The organism is Variovorax sp. 3319 (assembly GCF_031456585.1).
GTDB classification, from domain to species: Bacteria; Pseudomonadota; Gammaproteobacteria; order Burkholderiales; family Burkholderiaceae_C; genus Variovorax; species Variovorax paradoxus_P.
Window position 1 is genome coordinate 164,341 of sequence record NZ_JAVDUZ010000009.1, and the last position, 15,575, is coordinate 179,915.

15 protein-coding genes are annotated in these 15,575 nt (G+C 64.3%); 6 read left to right on the top strand and 9 right to left on the bottom strand.

The window, feature by feature from the left end; all coding sequences use genetic code 11:
- Nucleotides 1-32: 32 nt before the first annotated feature.
- The 5 genes from J2X67_RS18905 to J2X67_RS18925 all read right to left on the bottom strand — a co-directional run bounded on the left by J2X67_RS18905 (nucleotide 33) and on the right by J2X67_RS18925 (nucleotide 4,585).
- Nucleotides 33-356 (bottom strand): hypothetical protein, encoded by a 324-nt coding sequence (locus tag J2X67_RS18905; RefSeq protein ID WP_309955278.1) that lies wholly within the window; start codon nucleotides 354-356, stop codon nucleotides 33-35.
- A gap of 158 nt (nucleotides 357-514) precedes the next feature.
- On the bottom strand, nucleotides 515-1,252 hold the full coding sequence (locus tag J2X67_RS18910; RefSeq protein WP_409050516.1) for an aldolase: 738 nt from the start codon (nucleotides 1,250-1,252) through the stop codon (nucleotides 515-517).
- 45 nt (nucleotides 1,253-1,297) lie between these two features.
- Nucleotides 1,298-1,939 carry a 2-dehydro-3-deoxy-6-phosphogalactonate aldolase gene (locus J2X67_RS18915; RefSeq protein WP_309955280.1) on the bottom strand — a complete coding sequence of 214 codons (642 nt, stop codon included), beginning with the start codon at nucleotides 1,937-1,939 and terminating at the stop codon, nucleotides 1,298-1,300.
- A complete protein-coding gene (locus tag J2X67_RS18920) occupies nucleotides 1,936-2,844 on the bottom strand; it encodes a 2-dehydro-3-deoxygalactonokinase (RefSeq protein ID WP_309955281.1) in 909 nt (302 codons plus the stop codon). Before J2X67_RS18920 ends, J2X67_RS18915 begins: the two co-directional genes overlap by 4 nt.
- 1 nt (nucleotide 2,845) lies before the next feature.
- Nucleotides 2,846-4,585: an IlvD/Edd family dehydratase gene (locus J2X67_RS18925; RefSeq protein WP_309955283.1), complete on the bottom strand. Its 1,740-nt coding sequence runs from the start codon at nucleotides 4,583-4,585 to the stop codon at nucleotides 2,846-2,848.
- 202 nt (nucleotides 4,586-4,787) lie between these two features.
- Between J2X67_RS18925 and J2X67_RS18930 the strand changes: the two genes are divergently transcribed.
- The 5 genes from J2X67_RS18930 to J2X67_RS18950 all read left to right on the top strand — a co-directional run bounded on the left by J2X67_RS18930 (nucleotide 4,788) and on the right by J2X67_RS18950 (nucleotide 9,756).
- On the top strand, nucleotides 4,788-5,537 hold the full coding sequence (locus J2X67_RS18930; RefSeq protein WP_309955285.1) for a FadR/GntR family transcriptional regulator: 750 nt from the start codon (nucleotides 4,788-4,790) through the stop codon (nucleotides 5,535-5,537).
- A gap of 45 nt (nucleotides 5,538-5,582) precedes the next feature.
- Nucleotides 5,583-6,128, top strand: a complete 546-nt coding sequence (locus tag J2X67_RS18935) for a TRAP transporter small permease (protein WP_309955287.1) — start codon at nucleotides 5,583-5,585, stop codon at nucleotides 6,126-6,128.
- Nucleotides 6,125-7,426, top strand: a complete 1,302-nt coding sequence (locus J2X67_RS18940) for a TRAP transporter large permease subunit (protein ID WP_309955289.1) — start codon at nucleotides 6,125-6,127, stop codon at nucleotides 7,424-7,426. Before J2X67_RS18935 ends, J2X67_RS18940 begins: the two co-directional genes overlap by 4 nt.
- 49 nt (nucleotides 7,427-7,475) lie before the next feature.
- Nucleotides 7,476-8,486 (top strand): TRAP transporter substrate-binding protein, encoded by a 1,011-nt coding sequence (locus tag J2X67_RS18945; protein WP_309955291.1) that lies wholly within the window; start codon nucleotides 7,476-7,478, stop codon nucleotides 8,484-8,486.
- A gap of 73 nt (nucleotides 8,487-8,559) precedes the next feature.
- Nucleotides 8,560-9,756: a mandelate racemase/muconate lactonizing enzyme family protein gene (locus J2X67_RS18950; protein ID WP_309955293.1), complete on the top strand. Its 1,197-nt coding sequence runs from the start codon at nucleotides 8,560-8,562 to the stop codon at nucleotides 9,754-9,756.
- A 28-nt stretch (nucleotides 9,757-9,784) separates the two neighbouring features.
- Here J2X67_RS18950 and J2X67_RS18955 read toward each other — a convergent pair whose 3' ends face one another.
- Nucleotides 9,785-10,798: an endonuclease/exonuclease/phosphatase family protein gene (locus J2X67_RS18955; RefSeq protein ID WP_309955295.1), complete on the bottom strand. Its 1,014-nt coding sequence runs from the start codon at nucleotides 10,796-10,798 to the stop codon at nucleotides 9,785-9,787.
- 115 nt (nucleotides 10,799-10,913) lie between these two features.
- A complete protein-coding gene (locus tag J2X67_RS18960) occupies nucleotides 10,914-12,725 on the bottom strand; it encodes a DEAD/DEAH box helicase (protein ID WP_309955297.1) in 1,812 nt (603 codons plus the stop codon).
- 300 nt (nucleotides 12,726-13,025) lie between these two features.
- Here J2X67_RS18960 and ettA point away from each other — a divergent pair, with 300 nt between their 5' ends.
- Complete coding sequence (gene ettA, locus J2X67_RS18965; protein ID WP_309955299.1) at nucleotides 13,026-14,687, top strand: energy-dependent translational throttle protein EttA; 1,662 nt, start codon at nucleotides 13,026-13,028, stop codon at nucleotides 14,685-14,687.
- A 2-nt stretch (nucleotides 14,688-14,689) separates the two neighbouring features.
- On the opposite strand, the gene J2X67_RS18970 is transcribed toward ettA, so the two are convergent.
- Complete coding sequence (locus J2X67_RS18970) at nucleotides 14,690-15,148, bottom strand: carboxymuconolactone decarboxylase family protein (protein ID WP_309955301.1); 459 nt, start codon at nucleotides 15,146-15,148, stop codon at nucleotides 14,690-14,692.
- On the bottom strand, nucleotides 15,060-15,557 hold the full coding sequence (locus tag J2X67_RS18975; protein ID WP_309955303.1) for a MerR family transcriptional regulator: 498 nt from the start codon (nucleotides 15,555-15,557) through the stop codon (nucleotides 15,060-15,062). The genes J2X67_RS18970 and J2X67_RS18975 overlap by 89 nt, the downstream gene beginning before the upstream one ends.
- Nucleotides 15,558-15,575: the final 18 nt, after the last annotated feature.

A 15,575-nucleotide genomic window follows, 5' to 3' on the forward strand; every position in this document is an offset into this window, starting at 1 on the left:
GTTCGGCTCAGGCAAAGGCGCTGGCCCCAAAATCAATAGCGGTAGGGGTTCTCGGGCCGGCGGTCGTAGCGGTTGGGAACGCCATCACCGTCATTGTCCCGGCGGCCGTAGCGGCGCTCTTCCCAACGGCGATGCCGGCGCTCCTCGTAGCGGTCATGCCCATGGTGGTAGCCGGGGCCGTAATAGGGCCGCGGGGGCGGCGGCGCGTAGTAGTAGGGGCGCGGGGGCGGAGGCGCGGGCACGACATACACCTGCGCCTGGATGAAGCGGCCGCCGGTCTGGGCTTGTGCCGGGGCGCTGAGGGCTGCCAGCGAAAGCAGGGCAGCGGTGCCGATTGCGAATGTGAGCTTTTTCATGGCAACTCCAATGGAGTGGTTGGAAGCCCTATCGTCGTGCTCCCATGTGAACGCTGTGTAAGGCTCGCGCGAAATCCGATAAAGAGCTGTAAGCCGCTGCGCACCCGTTTCGCCATCCTAGGCGCCTTGTGCCGGGGCTGTAACCGGCCGAACGGACGTCAGCCTTGTGGCGGGGGCAGCATCCGCCGGAGCGCCTCGAAAAACAAGTCCGATTGCTCGCGTTCGCCCTGGATTTGTGCGGCCGCATGCGCGGCCATCTGGGGGTCGACAGGAACCAGCGGGCGACCGGTCGATTGCGCAATGACCTGGTGCAGGCTTGCGCGTTCGAGGTAATACAGGTCGTCGTACGCGTGTGCAATGGTGGCGCCCGCCACCACAACCCCGTGGTTTGCGAGAAAGGCCACGTCTTTTCCTACCATGGCGCGCGCAATGCGCTCGCCCTCGGCATCGTCGAGCGCCAGGCCGTTGTACACCGCATCAATGGCAATGCGGTTCATGTACCGCATGGCGTTCTGGCTCAGCGTGGGGTCGAGCGCGCGGTCTACCGTGAGCGTGAGCGCGGTAGCGTAGGGCATGTGGCAGTGCAGCACGACGGCGTGGCCGGTGATGCGGTGCACCGCGCCGTGAATGAAGAGCGCAGTCGGCTCCACCCTGTGCCGGCCCGCAAGAACCTCGCCGTGCACGTCGATCAGCACGATGTCGTCCGGCCCGATTTCGCTCCAGTGCAGACCGCGGGGGTTGATGAGGTAGCGGTCTTTCGCGCCCGGAAGCATGACGCTGAAATGGTTGCAGACGCCTTCGGACAGGCCGTGGTGTGCGGCGGCGCGCAATGCGAGCGCAAGGTCTTCGCGCAACTTGCGCACGGCGGGACTGGCGTAGTCTGAATCTGCGGACATCGACGGGGCCTCGTGGGTGTGGATGAACGGGGTTGAAAAATGCAGTCAGGCGCGGATTGCGCCTGTATAGGCTGCGACGAATTTCCGGGCATCGTCGCGCACCTCGGATGCCTGCTTGCCTGGCTTGTACAGCGCAGAGCCGATGCCGAAGCCGGACGCACCGGCCGCGCGCCATTCGGCCATGTTGGCCGGCGTGATACCGCCCACGGGCATCAGCGGCGTGCCGGCGGGCAATACCGCAAGCAGCGCCTTCACCACGGCGGGCGATGCCAGCTCGGCCGGAAACAGCTTGAGCCCGGTTGCGCCTGCAGCCAGCGCGCCGAACGCTTCGGTAGGCGTCATCACGCCGGGCAGGCAGACCATGCCCAAGCGCACAGCTTCGGCAATGACTTCGGCGTTGAAGTTGGGCGACACGATCAGCTCTCCGCCGGCGGAGTGCACATAGCGCACCTGCTGCGCATCGAGCACCGTGCCGGCGCCCACCAGGGCTTGCGGAAAGCGCGTGCGCATCAGCGTGATGCTGGCATAGGGCTTGGGCGAATTGAGCGGCACTTCGAGCAGCCGGAAACCGGACTCGACGATGGCGTCGCCCACATCGGCAGCTTCGGGCGGCGTGAGCCCGCGCAAGATGGCGACCAGCGGCAGCTCGCGCATGGCGGCATCGAATTTTTGTTGGGGAGTCGTCATGAGGGGTTTCTGTCTGCGTCGAGAAAACCGGACAGTGCGTGCAGCCCCGCCCAGGTGGCTTCGGCGCCGAGTGTGCGGGTGGCGGTGCCGGTGGCACTGAGCGCAAGCGTATAGCGCTGGGTAAGCGCGGGAGAGCCGATCAGCACCACTTCGCCGAAGGCATGCAAGGACTGCGTGCGCAGCTCTTCGCCGATGAGCAGCCCCGAGAGATAACTCGCAAGCTCCTGCGTGGGCATGCGTTCGAAAAGCGCCAGCGTGCGCGCGCCGAATGCGTTGTGCAGCAGGCCCTGGCCGTTGTCGGCACGCGTAACGCCTTGCACAAATGCGGCTTCATCGAGCGGTGCATCGGCATCGAGCGTGCGCGCAAGAATCGAATGCTGGCTCAGCAGGGCATAGAACTCGCCGGTCATGAAGGTGCGAAAGCCGGTGACGCGGCCCTTCTTGACGGTGGCCCACTTGTTGTGCGTGCCCGGTAGCACGAAGACGCCTTCGTCGGCCTCCATCAACGCCATGGCGCCGAAGATCTGAACCTCTTCGCCGCGCATGACGTCGGGCACGCCGTCATGCTCGTCGCTGAGGCCCGGCACGATGGCAATGCGCGAACCCGGCAGCGCGTCGATGTCGATGATCTTGCGGCCCACTTCGACGCGGCCCGCGGGGCAGGCGCAATACGGCGCCTCGACCCACCCCTGCTTGCTGCCGGCCATGCCGGATATGAGGCAGCGCGTGCCCTCGGCCTGCATCCAGTTGCCGAACAGTTCGCCAAATACCGCGGGAAAGCCGCCCGCCGGCACCTTCAGAATGCCGCGCGTATCGCTGCGCTCTTCAAGCACCTTGCCGTCGGCGTCCAGCAAGGCGCCGCGCAGGGAGCTTGTGCCCCAGTCGATTGCTACCAGCCTTGTCATCCTAGTGATTGTCGCGCGGCACGAAGCTCCCGCGGCGGCCACGCAGGAACGCCAGGTCGGCGCCCTGGTCGGCCTGCAGCACCGTATCGACGTAGAGCTTCCAGTAGCCCGAATCGAGCGGCGCCTTGGGCGCGACCCATTTCTCGAGCCGTCGGGCCAGTTCTTCGTCGCTCACGTGCAAATGCAGCTTGCGGTTGGGCACGTCGAGCTCGACGATGTCGCCGTCTTGCACCAGCGCGAGCGGGCCGCCCGCTGCGGCTTCGGGCGACGTGTGCAGCACCACCGTGCCATAGGCCGTGCCGCTCATGCGCGCATCGCTGATGCGGACCATGTCGGTGATGCCCTTGCGCAGCACCTTGGGCGGCAGCGGCATGTTGCCCGACTCGGCCATGCCCGGATAGCCGCGCGGGCCGCAGTTCTTGAGCACCATGACGCAGTGTTCGTCGATGTCCAGGTTCTCGTCGTCGATGCGCTTGTGCAGGTCGTCGGCGTTCTCGAACACCACCGCACGGCCCTTGTGCACCAGCAGCTCGGGCGTGGCGGCGCTTGGCTTGATGATGGCGCCGTTGGGCGCAAGGTTGCCGCGCAGCACGCAGATGCCGGCCTTGTCCTTGAAGGGCTCTGCCAGCGGGCGGATTACCTGAGGGTTGTAGTTTTCGGCGTCCTTCACGTTGTCCCACAGCGTCTGGCCGTTGGCGGTGATGGCGTCCTTGTGCAGGTGCTCCGCAATTTCCTTGATGACCACCGGCAGGCCGCCGGCGTAGCAGAAGTCTTCCATGAGGAAGCGGCCCGAAGGCTGCAGGTCCACCAGGCAGGGCAGCTCGGAAGCCAGCCGGTCGAAGTCGTCGAGCGAAAGGTCGACGCCAATGCGCCCGGCAATTGCCAGCAAGTGAATCACCAGGTTGGTCGAGCCGCCGATGGCCGCATTGACCTTGATGGCGTTCTCGATGGCCTGGCGCGTGAGAATTTTCGACATGTTGAGGTCTTCATGGACCATGTCGACGATACGCCGGCCGGCCATGCGCGCCAGCACGTTGCGGCGGCCGTCCACCGCTGGATACGCCGCATTGCCCGGCAGGCCGATGCCGAGCGACTCGACCATGCAGGCCATGGTGCTTGCGGTGCCCATGGTCATGCAATGGCCGTGGCTGCGGTGCATGCAGCTCTCGGCCTCGAAGAAATCTTTCAGCTTGAGTGTGCCGGCACGCACCTGTTCGCTCATTTGCCACACGCCGGTGCCCGAGCCCAGCTCCTGGCCGCGCCACTTGCCCGAAAGCATGGGGCCACCAGAAACGCCGATGGTCGGCAAGTCGACGCTGGCTGCGCCCATCATGAGGGCGGGGGTGGTCTTGTCGCAGCCCATGAGCAGCACCACGCCGTCGAGCGGGTTGCCGCGAATGCTTTCTTCCACGTCCATGCTCGCCAGGTTGCGGTACAGCATGGCCGTGGGACGCAGCAGCGTTTCGCCAAGCGACATCACCGGAAACTCGACCGGAAAACCGCCTGCCTCGTACACGCCGATCTTCACTTGCTCCGCAAGTGTGCGGAAGTGCGAATTGCAGGGCGTGAGTTCGCTGAAGGTGTTGCAAATGCCGATCACGGGGCGGCCGTCGAACTGGTCATGCGGCACGCCCTTGCCCTTCATCCAGCTGCGGTAGATGAAGCCGTCGCGGTCATTGCGGCCGAACCATTGCTGGCTGCGCAGGTCTTCGGGGTTTTTCTTCTTCGGCGGGGTGGTCATCGCTTGTCTCCGGTAACTGGAAGTGTGCCGGCAGGTCAGGGTTTTTCCTGCCGAAATGCGTTTTCAATCATCATATGATAAGCGTGAGACGCTGTCACGGCGTTCAGGGTTTTCGAGTGGCTGGGGGTGGCTCTGACACGCTCGGCCGGCAAGAAGCAAGAGCCAAAAAACACAACAACGACAGACGAACAAACAGGCGCGCATGATCAAGAACGTTCACGGCAATACCGTCGACCGCATCGGAAGCGACATCGTCGCCGGCCGCTATGCGCCTGGCGCGTCGATCCCGCCGGAACCGCTCCTGTGCGAGGAACTCGGCGTAAGCCGCACCGTCATTCGCGAGTCGATCAAGTCGCTGATTGCAAAAGGGCTCGTTACCAGCGGCCCCAAGGTGGGCACGCGCGTGCAGCCCGCGGACCAATGGAACTGGTTCGATGCCGACGTGATCGTCTGGCAGACCGAAGCGGGCCTCTCGGCCGAGTTTCTGCGCGACCTTCAAGACCTGCGCCGCGTGGTGGAGCCGGCCGCCGTGGGGCTGGCCGCCGCGCGCGCCACGGCCGAAGACATTGCCGACATGGAAGACGCCTACGCGGGCATGAAGCGCGCCATCGAGTTTGGCGGCGACTACATCACGCCCGACCTGCGTTTTCACCAAGGGCTTATTCGTTCCAGCCACAACCGCATGCTGGTGCAGATGAGCCGTGCGTTAGGTGCGCTGCTGCGCACGAGCTTCGAAATATCGACCAGCCGCAAGAACGGCCCCGCCAGTTCGCTGCCGTTGCACCGCGCGGTGCTCGACGCGGTGATTGCCCGCGACTCGGCGCGTGCAGAAAAAGCCGTGCTTGTGCTGATCGACGGTGCGCGACACGACATCGAGCAGGTGCTCGCCTCGCGCAAGAAGCTTCCGCGCATCAGCCGCCCGGCGACCCGCCTCAAGGCGTTCCCGCTTTGACGCGGCAAATTCCATAACAACAGTAAAAGCGACAGGAGATGAGCAATGAGTAGAGCGATCGACGGATTTTTCCGCGTGCTGGAGTTCCTTGTGGTGGTGTGCATGGTGGCCATGGTCATCATGGTGTTCGGCAACGTGGTGCTGCGCTACGGCTTCAACTCGGGCATTTCAGTGTCCGACGAAATGTCGCGCTATTGCTTCATCTGGCTTACCTACATCGGCGCCATGGTGGCCATGCGCGAAGGCGCGCACCTGGGCGTGGACACTCTCATCAAGCGGCTGCCGCTGGGCGGCAAGAAGTTCTGCTTCTTCCTGAGCCAGTCGCTCATGCTGTTCTGCAACGTGCTGTTTCTCATGGGCACATACGAAATGCACGAGCTGCAGGTCACCAACATATCGCCTGTGGTGGGCATCTCGATGATCTGGATCTACGGCATCGGCTATGTGGTCGCCGTGGTCATGGGCATCTTCAACATCGAGAAGCTGTGGCGCCTGTTCCGCGGCAAGGTTCCCGAGCAAGAGCTCATACAGGTCATGGAATCCGAAGAGCAGGTGCTCGAAGTGTCCGCACACGGCAAGGTGGCCCCATGACAGTCACCATCTTCATCGTGTCGCTGCTGGGTGCCATGGCAATAGGCATCCCGATTTCCTATTCGCTGCTGGTGTGCGGCGTTTCGTTGATGGGCTGGCTGGCCGCAACCGGTGGCCTGCCGGCGTTCGACAGCCAGATCATTGCGCAGCGCTTTGTCGACGGCGCAGACAACTTCCCGCTGCTTGCAGTGCCCTTCTTCCTCTTGGCCGGCGAGTTCATGAACGCCGGCGGGCTGAGCCGGCGCATCGTCAACCTGGCAATGGCATGGGTAGGCCACTACCGCGGCGGCATGGGGTATGTGGCAGTGGTGGCGGCCATCATCATGGCCTCGCTGTCGGGTTCGGCCGTGGCCGACACCGCCGCGCTGGCCGCATTGCTGATTCCCATGATGAAGGCGGCCGGCTACCAGCTGAACCGCTCGGCCGGGCTCATTGCGGCGGGCGGCATCATCGCGCCGGTCATTCCGCCTTCGATCGGCCTCATTGTGTTTGGCGTGGCCGGCAACGTGTCGATCACCAAGCTCTTCCTTGCCGGCATCGTGCCCGGCGTGCTGATGGGGCTGGCGGTGGGTATTGCCTGGTGGATCGTCGCCAAGAAAGAGAACGTCAAGTCCGCACCGCGCGTGGGCTGGGGCGAGCGGCTCAAGGTGACGGCGCAAGGCAGCCTTGCGCTGGCACTGCCCGTCATCATCATCGGCGGCATGAAGTTCGGCATCTTCACGCCGACCGAAGCTGCGGTGGTTGCGGCGGTCTACTCGCTGATCGTGGGTCTCTTCGTCTACGGCGAACTGAAGGTCAAGGACCTGTACCGCCTGACCCTCGCCGCCGGCAAGACGACCGCCGTGGTGATGTTCCTCGTGGCCGCCGCCATGGTGAGCGCATGGCTCATTACGGTGGCCAACATTCCGACTGAAGTGGTGGCGCTTCTCGAGCCGTTCCTGGGCAACAAGATCCTGCTGATGTTCGTGATGATGGTGCTCATCGTCGTCGTGGGCACTGCGCTCGACTTCACGCCCACGGTGCTCATCCTCACGCCCGTGCTGATGCCGGTGGTGCTCAAGGCCGGCATCGACCCGGTGTACTTTGGCGTGCTGTTCATCATGAACAACGCCATCGGCCTCATTACGCCGCCCGTGGGCACGGTGCTCAACGTGGTGAGCGGCGTGGCGCGCATCTCCATGGACGATGCGTTCAAGGGCGTGATGCCTTTCTTCATCGCTCACCTGATTGTGCTTTTCACACTGGTGTTCGTGCCCGAAATCGTGACCGTTCCGCTCCAGTGGTGGATGGGACGCTGAGTTTTTCTGTCAGTTCATTCATCAACAACCTCAATCGAAGGAGACAAGCATGTTGTTTCGCAGAACCCTGATGACCGCCGCCCTCGTGGCCGGTGGCCTGCTGGCATCGACCGGTGCCATTGCGCAATTTGCCGAACGCACCATCAAGTTCACCAATGGCGTGAACGAAGACCACCCGGTGGGCGTGGGCGTCAAGAAAATGCAGGAAGTGCTTGCCGCCAAGACGGGCGGCAAGATGAAGATCGCTGCCTTCTGGGGCGGCGCCGCCGGCGGCGACCTGCCGGCCACGCAGGCGCTTCGCGCCGGCACGCAGGAAATGGTGTGCACGTCCAGCTCGCCGCTGGTCGGCATCGTGAAAGAACTCGGCGCGTTCGACTTGCCATTCCTTTTTGCCAACGAGAAAGAGGCTGATGCAGTGCTCGACGGTCCTGCCGGCGAATACTTCAACAAGAAGCTAGAAGCCGCGGGCCTGGTGAATCTGGCCTATTGGGAGAACGGCTTCCGCAATCTCACCAACAGCAAGAAGCCGGTGGCCAAGGCCGAAGACTTCGAAGGCGTGAAGCTGCGCGTGATGCAGAACAACATCTTCCTGGATTCGTTCAAGACCCTCGGCGCCAACGCCGTGCCCATGGCCTTCGGCGAAGTGTTCACCGCGCTGGAAACCCGCACCATCGACGGCCAGGAAAACCCCTTCGTGACCATCGAGACCTCGAAGTTCAGCGAAGTGCAGAAGTACCTGAGCGTGACGCGCCATGCCTACACGCCGTTCCTCATCCTCTACAGCAAGAAGCTGTGGGACCAGCTCAACCCGCAAGAGCAGGCCGTGCTGCGCGAAGCCGCCAAGGAGGGCCAGAAGGTCCAGCGCGAGGCCAACCGTGCGCTCAACGAAAAGTCGCTCGCCAACCTGCGCAAGACGATGACGGTGAACGACGTGTCGCCGGCCGAGCAGAAGCGCATGCTCGAAAAGGTGAAGCCCGTGTACGACAAGAATGTGCCCAACATCGGCGCGGAAGCCGTGGGCGTGGTGACCGACGCGCTGAAGAAGGCGCGCGGCGGCTGATCGATTCCTGAACTGGTATCGGGGCCGCGCAGCGCAAGCTGCCGCGGCCCTTTTTATTTTGGAGCTACCCAAATTGAAGATCACCCAAGTCGAAACCATTCGCCTCGGCGAGTTTCCCAACATTCTGTGGGTGCGCCTGCACACCGACGAGGGCCTTGTGGGCCTTGGCGAAACCTTCATGGGTGCCGAGGCGGTCGAGGCTTATCTGCATGAATGGGCGGCGCTCAAGCTGCTCGGCACCGATCCGCTACAGATCGAGGCGCGCAATCGCGACATCACCGGCTACCTGGGCTGGCGCGGATCGGGCGTGGAAACACGCGGCAACTCGGCGGTCGACATTGCGCTGTGGGACCTGTTCGGCAAGGCCGCCAACATGCCGGTGCACACGGCTCTCGGCGGCAAGAGCCGCGACGCCATTCGCATCTACAACACCTGCGCCGGCTACCAGTACATTCGCAGCGCCACCAACCAGACCAGCTCCAACTGGGGTTTGGCCAACAACAACGGGCCCTACGAAGACCTGCAGGGCTTCCTGCACCACGCCGACGAACTGGCCGAATCGCTGCTGTCCGAAGGCATCACGGCCATGAAGATCTGGCCCTTTGACCCGGCTGCGGAAAAGAGCCACGGCCAGTACATCAGCAACGCCGATCTCGACACCGCGCTGGAGCCGTTTCGCAAGATCCGCAAGGCCGTGGGCAGCAAGATGGACATCATGGTCGAGTTCCACAGCCTGTGGCGCCTGCCGATGGCGCAAAAGATCGCCCGCGCGCTGAAGGAGTTCAACACCTTCTGGCATGAAGACGCGATTCGCATGGACAGCCTCGATCTGCTCAAGCAGTACGCGAAGGACTGCGACGCGCTCATCTGCGCAAGCGAAACGCTCAGCTACAAATGGGGCTTCAAGGACTACCTGCAGACCGGCGTGGCGGGCGTTGCAATGCTCGACCTGAGCTGGTGCGGCGGTCTCACCGAAGCCCGCAAGATCGCTGCCATGGCTGATGCATGGCAGCTGCCCGTGGCACCGCATGACTGCACCGGGCCCGTGGTCTGGGCCGCCTCGACGCACCTGAGCCTGCATGCGCCCAACGCGCTCATCCAGGAGAGCGTGCGTGCCTTCTTTACCGGCTGGTACAAGGAGCTCGTCACGGAGCTGCCGAAGGTCGAGAACGGAATGATCAGCCTCAACGACAAGCCCGGCCTCGGCCTGGAGTTGCTTCCCGACCTGCACAAACGGGCAGACGCGATGGTGAGGGTTTCCAGGCTCTGATCGATACGGGCGTTGTTGCGGCTGGCGCTCAGTCTGTGCGCAGCCTCAGCAGCGCCCGCACAAAGCCGTGGTCCGAGCGCGAGCGGTCGCGCCCTTCGTGCAGGTGGTCGTTGAAGTAGTCGACCCGGCGCACGTCGCCCAGGCTGCGCCTGCTGGCCGCCACGAACTCCTCGCTCACGAAGATCTGGTCGAGCACCGCCGGAAAGCCCTGGTGGATGTGCGAATAGGCCACGTCCTTCTTGAGCGCCGACTCGCCCTGCATCTCGTAGGCGTTGAATAGCGCCACGTCGCGCGCGGCCTTGTCGTAGGCCACGTCGGAAGTGGCGGCCACCAGTTGCGTGGTAACGCTGTGCGGCTCGTCGTTGAAGTCGCCCATCACCACCAGCGGTGTGTCGGTGCCCTGCAGCAGGTCGATCACGATGCAGCGCAACGCAGCCGCCTCGACGCCGCGCATGATGAGCGAGCGCAGCGATGCCATTGCGCCCACCTTGCGGTCCTCGCGGTCTTCGAGGTGATTGCCCTCTGCGTCTTGCAGGAACTTCGGGCGTTTGGACTTGAGGTGCGCCGTCAACACATGCACCTGCTGCCCGTGCTTCATGCGCAGCGTGACCAGGAAGGGCGGCCGCTCGAAGCGCGTGTGGGGGCCGAGGCCAGGTACATCGACTCCGAAGCCGGGAGGAAAGTCGACAAAAGACTGCGCATGGTCCACCGCCAGGCGCGTGGCAATGCCTACCCGCGGCGTGCCTTGGGCGCCGTTGTGCGGCGGCGTGTTCTCGGCGCCGGGAGCCGAGACGAAGTCATAGCGCAGGCCGCTGCGCGCAATGGCGGCCTTCAGCGCGCTCTCGTCCCAAACCTCTTGCACCGCCAGCACGTCGGCATTGAGTGCGTGAAAGCGCTCGCCGATCCAGCCGACCTTGCGCTCGTATTCACGCTCGTCGTAGGCGTCCTGGTTCTCGTAATACACGCGGTGCGGGTTCGCGAGATTCAGCAGATTGCAGGTCGCGACGAACAGGGTGGCGTAGTTGGGCGGTATGTACTGCATAGGTCCCGATTGTGTCGGGCCGGCGTGAAGGGCGCGACGCCCCGACCTGAAAAAACAAAGGGCACCGAGGTGCCCTTGTTCAATTGCGGGGTAGGTGTTCTACCCGCGCTTCGGCTCAGCGGCCGAACGAACGGCCGCCGCCGCCACCACCGCCTGAGCGGTTGCCACCGCCGCCGCCGTAGCCGCCGCCACCCGAGCGGCCACCGCCGCCCGAACGGTTGCCGCCATAGCCGCCACCACCGCCGCCGCCCGAGCGGCCGCCGCGACCGCGGCCACCACCCATGTGGTCGACGCTCGTGCGCAACGGATCCGGCTGGCCGTCGCCACCCGCAACCGCTTCGGCGCGCAGGTGCGCAACCTGGTTGGCTTGCGTCGGGCTGTGGCTGTTGCCGTGATGGCGCGGCTGGCGCTCGTCATGGGGCAGGTGATTCTGTTGATGGTGCTGCGGCGCGTGGTGCGGTGCGCGCGCCGGGCCTTGCGGTCCGCGGCCTTGTGCCGGGCGGGCGCCCTGGCCGCGCGGGCCCTGGCCTTGGCCGCCGCCATTGGCGTTGCGACCTTGACCGCCACCCTGGCCGCCGCCGCGGCGTTGACCGCCGCCGTTGCCGCCACCACCGCCAGCGCGTTCGCCGCCGCTCTGGCCGGCCTTGTTTTCGCGAATGCGTTGCAGCATTTCCGTGCGGGCGGCCTTGGCGGCTGCCTGCATCACGTCGCGGCTCGGCGGACGGCCGGCGCCGCCCCAGATCGTCTGGCGGCCCATGGCAATGGGCTCGGCGCGCTCGCCGTCTTCAGGGCCGAAGCCTTCGATGAACTGGACCGGAATCGTCTGCTTGGTGAAGCGTTCGATTTCCTGCATGAAGCCTTCTTCGTCCAGGCAGACAAAGCTCACGGCTTCGCCGCTGGAACCGGCACGGCCGGTGCGGCCGATGCGGTGCACGTAGTCTTCGCTGACGTTCGGGATTTCGTAGTTGACGACGTGCGGCAGCTCGTCGATGTCGATGCCGCGGGCCGCGATGTCGGTGGCCACCAGCGCGCGGATGTCACCGCTCTTGAAGCCGGCCAGCGCCTGCGTGCGGGCGCTCTGGCTCTTGTTGCCGTGCAGCGCCATGGCTTCGATGCCGTTCTTGGTAAGGAACTCGGCCACGCTGTTGGCGCCGAACTTGGTGCGCGTGAACACGAGCACCTGGCTCCACTTGTTCTCGTTGATGATGTGCGCGAGCAGCGCCTTCTTCTTGCCGCGGCCCACGGGGTGGATCACCTGGGTGATGCGCTGCACGGTGGTGTTGCGCGGCGTGACCTGGATGCTTTGCGGGTTCTTGAGCAGCGTGGCGGCCAGGTCGCGGATTTCGTCGCTGAAGGTGGCCGAGAACAGCAGGCTCTGCTTTTCCCGGGGCACCAGCGCGAGGATCTTCTTCACGTCGTGAATGAAGCCCATGTCGAGCATGCGGTCGGCTTCGTCCAGGATCAGCATCTGGACCTGGCTCAGGTCGAGCATGCCTTGCTGCTGCAGGTCGAGCAGGCGGCCGGGGGTGGCCACGAGAATGTCGACGCCCTTCTTGAGCTTGCTGATTTGCGGGTTCATGCCCACGCCGCCGAAGATCACCGTGGAGTCGAGCTCCAGGTACTTGCCATAGGTGCGGACCGACTCTTCGACCTGGGCCGCGAGTTCGCGCGTGGGGGTGAGCACCAGGGCACGAATGCCGATGCCGCCGAACTTGTTGGTGGCGCTGGCACCCAGGCTGAGCTTGTGCAGCATCGGCAGGGTAAAGGCGGCCGTCTTGCCGGTGCCGGTCTGGGCGCCGCCCAGGAGGTCGTGGCCTTCGAGAACCGCGGGAATGGCTTGCGCCTGGATGGGGGTGGGGGTGTCGTAACCGTGCTCGTGCACAGCCTTCAAGATGGCGGGAGCCAGCTTCAGTTCGTCAAAATTCATTGGAAACAATAAGCGCCATACACGGCGCAGTGGCATCGGCCCGCTTGGCGTCTTTTGGTAACGCCGAGCCAGTCAAGGCAGATGAAGGTCAGGGGTGGGAGCCGGAAAGTCCGCCCTCGCAAAAGGGTTGGAAAGGGCTTTCTTCGTCCCCGGCAGAGAGCCGGTGTTGCGGGCAACTGGACCCGGCAACGGTGCCAATTGTCGCATGAGTCGATAATCGGTGGTTTGCCGCGTCCGAAAGCTTCTTCGGGCGCCCGCACTTTCCGCCCAATTTCCGCTACCCAAGGTAACTATCCACAGATGGCTCAATACGTCTATTCGATGAACCGTGTCAGCAAGACCGTGCCGCCCAAGCGGCAGCTCTTGAAAGACATTTCGCTTTCTTTCTTCCCCGGCGCCAAGATCGGCGTGCTCGGCCTGAACGGCTCGGGCAAGTCCACGCTGCTCAAGATCATGGCGGGTGTGGACAAGGAGTTCGAGGGCGAGGCGCTGCCCATGCCGGGAATGACGATCGGCTACCTGGAGCAGGAACCCAAGCTCAACCCCGAGCACACGGTGCGCGAATCGGTCGAAGAGTCCATGGGCGCGGTGTTTGCGGCCAAGGCGCGCCTCGAAGAGGTGTACATCGCCTACGGCGCCGAAGACGCCGACTTCGACGCGCTGGCGGCCGAGCAGGCCCAGCTCGAAGCCATCATTGCCACCGCCGGCACCGATTCCGAGCACCAGCTGGAAATTGCCGCCGACGCACTGCGCCTGCCGCCATGGGACGCGAAGATCGGCCTGCTGTCAGGCGGCGAAAAGCGGCGCGTGGCGCTGTGCCGCCTCTTGCTGTCCAAGCCAGACATGCTGCTGCTCGACGAGCCGACCAACCACCTGGACGCCGAATCGGTGGAATGGCTCGAAGTGTTCTTGCAGCGCTTCACGGGCACCGTGGTTGCCATTACCCACGATCGTTACTTCCTGGACAACGCGGCCGAGTGGATCCTGGAAATGGACCGCGGTCGCGGCATTCCCTGGAAGGGCAACTACAGCACCTGGCTCGAGCAGAAGGGCGAACGCCTGGCGCAGGAGCAGAAGAGCGAAGAAGCCCACGCCAAGGCGCTGAAGAAAGAACTCGAGTGGTCGCGCCAGAACCCGAAGGCACGCCAGGCCAAGAGCAAATCGCGTCTCGCCCGCTTCGAAGAGCTGAGCGACATGGAATACCAGAAGCGCAACGAAACGCAGGAAATCTTCATTCCGGTGGCGGAGCGGCTGGGCCAGCAGGTGTTCGAGTTCCACAACGTCAGCAAGTCCTTCGGCGACCGCATGCTGATCGACAACCTGAGCTTCACCGTGCCGCCGGGCGCCATCGTCGGCATCATCGGCCCGAACGGCGCCGGCAAGTCGACGCTCTTCAAGCTGCTCGCGGGCAAGGAGAAGCCGGACAGCGGCGAGGTTGTCATCGGCTCGACCGTCAAGATGGCCTTCGTCGACCAGCACCGCGACGAACTTGCCAACCAGAAGACCGTGTGGGAAGACATCTCGAACGGCCTGGACATCATCAACGTCGGCAAGTTCCAGATGGCCAGCCGTGCCTATGCGGGCCGCTTCAACTTCAATGGCGCAGACCAGCAGAAGAAGGTCGGCACGCTGTCGGGCGGTGAACGCGGCCGGCTGCACCTGGCCAAGACGCTGATTGCCGGCGGCAACGTGCTGCTGCTTGACGAACCGTCGAACGACCTCGACGTCGAAACCCTGCGTGCGCTCGAAGACGCGCTGCTCGAGTTTGCCGGCACGGTCATGGTCATCAGCCACGACCGCTGGTTCCTCGACCGTATTGCCACGCACATCCTGGCCGCCGAAGGCGATAGCCAGTGGACCTTCTTCGACGGCAACTACCAGGAATACGAAGCCGACAAGAAGAAGCGCCTGGGCGAAGAAGGCGCCAAGCCCAAGCGCATGCGCTACAAGGCTCTCAAGTAACCTCAGGGTGCTTCGACAAGAGCGCGTGGTTCCGCAAGGGGCCGCGCGCTTTTTTCATCGTCGGCCGCAAACACCTCGCGCGCGGCCGCCAAGCCGTTGAGCGCGGCCGGAAAGCCCGCGTACACGGCCATCTGCATGATGGTCTCGACGACCTCGGTGCGCGTGACGCCCACATTGAGCGCGCCCTGGATGTGCACCTTCAGTTGCGGCGCGGCATTGCCCATGGCGGTGAGGGCCGCCACAACGGCGATCTCGCGCGAACGCAGATCGAGGCCTGGGCGCGAGTAGATATCACCGAAGGGAAACTCGATCAGGAGGCGTGCAAAGTCTGGCGCGATGCCGGCCAGGCTTTCGACCACCTTGATTCCGGCTTCACCGTCGATCTGCTGGAGCTTGGCCAGCCCGCGCTCGTAGCGCAGGTTGTTGTCGTTGCCGTTGTGGCTTGCTTGTGCGTTGGTCATCGCTCGTCTTTCCTTCGGGGGCTGTGCCCGGTGACGAGGGACGCTTTCTGTCGATGGCTCGGTAGTGCTCGATTTTCAGCGACAGCGCCTGCATCGATTGCTGCAGCGCTGCCACCTTGGCCTGAACCTCGGCAAGATGCTGCTCGAGCATCTCGCGCCGCGCTCCGACACTGGCGTCCCCCTGGCTTCGAAGCCTGGCGAAGGCCTGCATGCCCTGGATGGGCATGCCGGTCTCGCGCAGGCGCAACAGGAAGGCCAGCCAGTCCATGTCGGCGCGCGCATAGCGGCGCTGGCCGCCCGGTGCACGGGGCACCGCGGCGATCAGGCCAATGCGCTCGTAGTAGCGCAGCGTGTGGGCCGTGAGGCCGGTGCGCTGCGCGACTTCCGCAATGGTCAGGTGGTCTTCCATGGCGGGAATTCTCGAAGT

Excerpts from the sequence above, each read along its gene's own strand:
- J2X67_RS18905 (WP_309955278.1), bottom strand. The coding sequence starts at position 356 with ATGAAAAAGCTCACATTCGCAATCGGCACCGCTGCCCTGCTTTCGCTG.
- J2X67_RS18910 (WP_409050516.1), bottom strand. The coding sequence starts at position 1,252 with ATGTCCGCAGATTCAGACTACGCCAGTCCCGCCGTGCGCAAGTTGCGC.
- J2X67_RS18915 (WP_309955280.1), bottom strand. The coding sequence starts at position 1,939 with ATGACGACTCCCCAACAAAAATTCGATGCCGCCATGCGCGAGCTGCCG.
- J2X67_RS18920 (WP_309955281.1), bottom strand. The coding sequence starts at position 2,844 with ATGACAAGGCTGGTAGCAATCGACTGGGGCACAAGCTCCCTGCGCGGC.
- J2X67_RS18925 (WP_309955283.1), bottom strand. The coding sequence starts at position 4,585 with ATGACCACCCCGCCGAAGAAGAAAAACCCCGAAGACCTGCGCAGCCAG.
- J2X67_RS18930 (WP_309955285.1), top strand. The coding sequence starts at position 4,788 with ATGATCAAGAACGTTCACGGCAATACCGTCGACCGCATCGGAAGCGAC.
- J2X67_RS18935 (WP_309955287.1), top strand. The coding sequence starts at position 5,583 with ATGAGTAGAGCGATCGACGGATTTTTCCGCGTGCTGGAGTTCCTTGTG.
- J2X67_RS18940 (WP_309955289.1), top strand. The coding sequence starts at position 6,125 with ATGACAGTCACCATCTTCATCGTGTCGCTGCTGGGTGCCATGGCAATA.
- J2X67_RS18945 (WP_309955291.1), top strand. The coding sequence starts at position 7,476 with ATGTTGTTTCGCAGAACCCTGATGACCGCCGCCCTCGTGGCCGGTGGC.
- J2X67_RS18955 (WP_309955295.1), bottom strand. The coding sequence starts at position 10,798 with ATGCAGTACATACCGCCCAACTACGCCACCCTGTTCGTCGCGACCTGC.
- J2X67_RS18960 (WP_309955297.1), bottom strand. The coding sequence starts at position 12,725 with ATGAATTTTGACGAACTGAAGCTGGCTCCCGCCATCTTGAAGGCTGTG.
- ettA (WP_309955299.1), top strand. The coding sequence starts at position 13,026 with ATGGCTCAATACGTCTATTCGATGAACCGTGTCAGCAAGACCGTGCCG.
- J2X67_RS18970 (WP_309955301.1), bottom strand. The coding sequence starts at position 15,148 with ATGACCAACGCACAAGCAAGCCACAACGGCAACGACAACAACCTGCGC.
- J2X67_RS18975 (WP_309955303.1), bottom strand. The coding sequence starts at position 15,557 with ATGGAAGACCACCTGACCATTGCGGAAGTCGCGCAGCGCACCGGCCTC.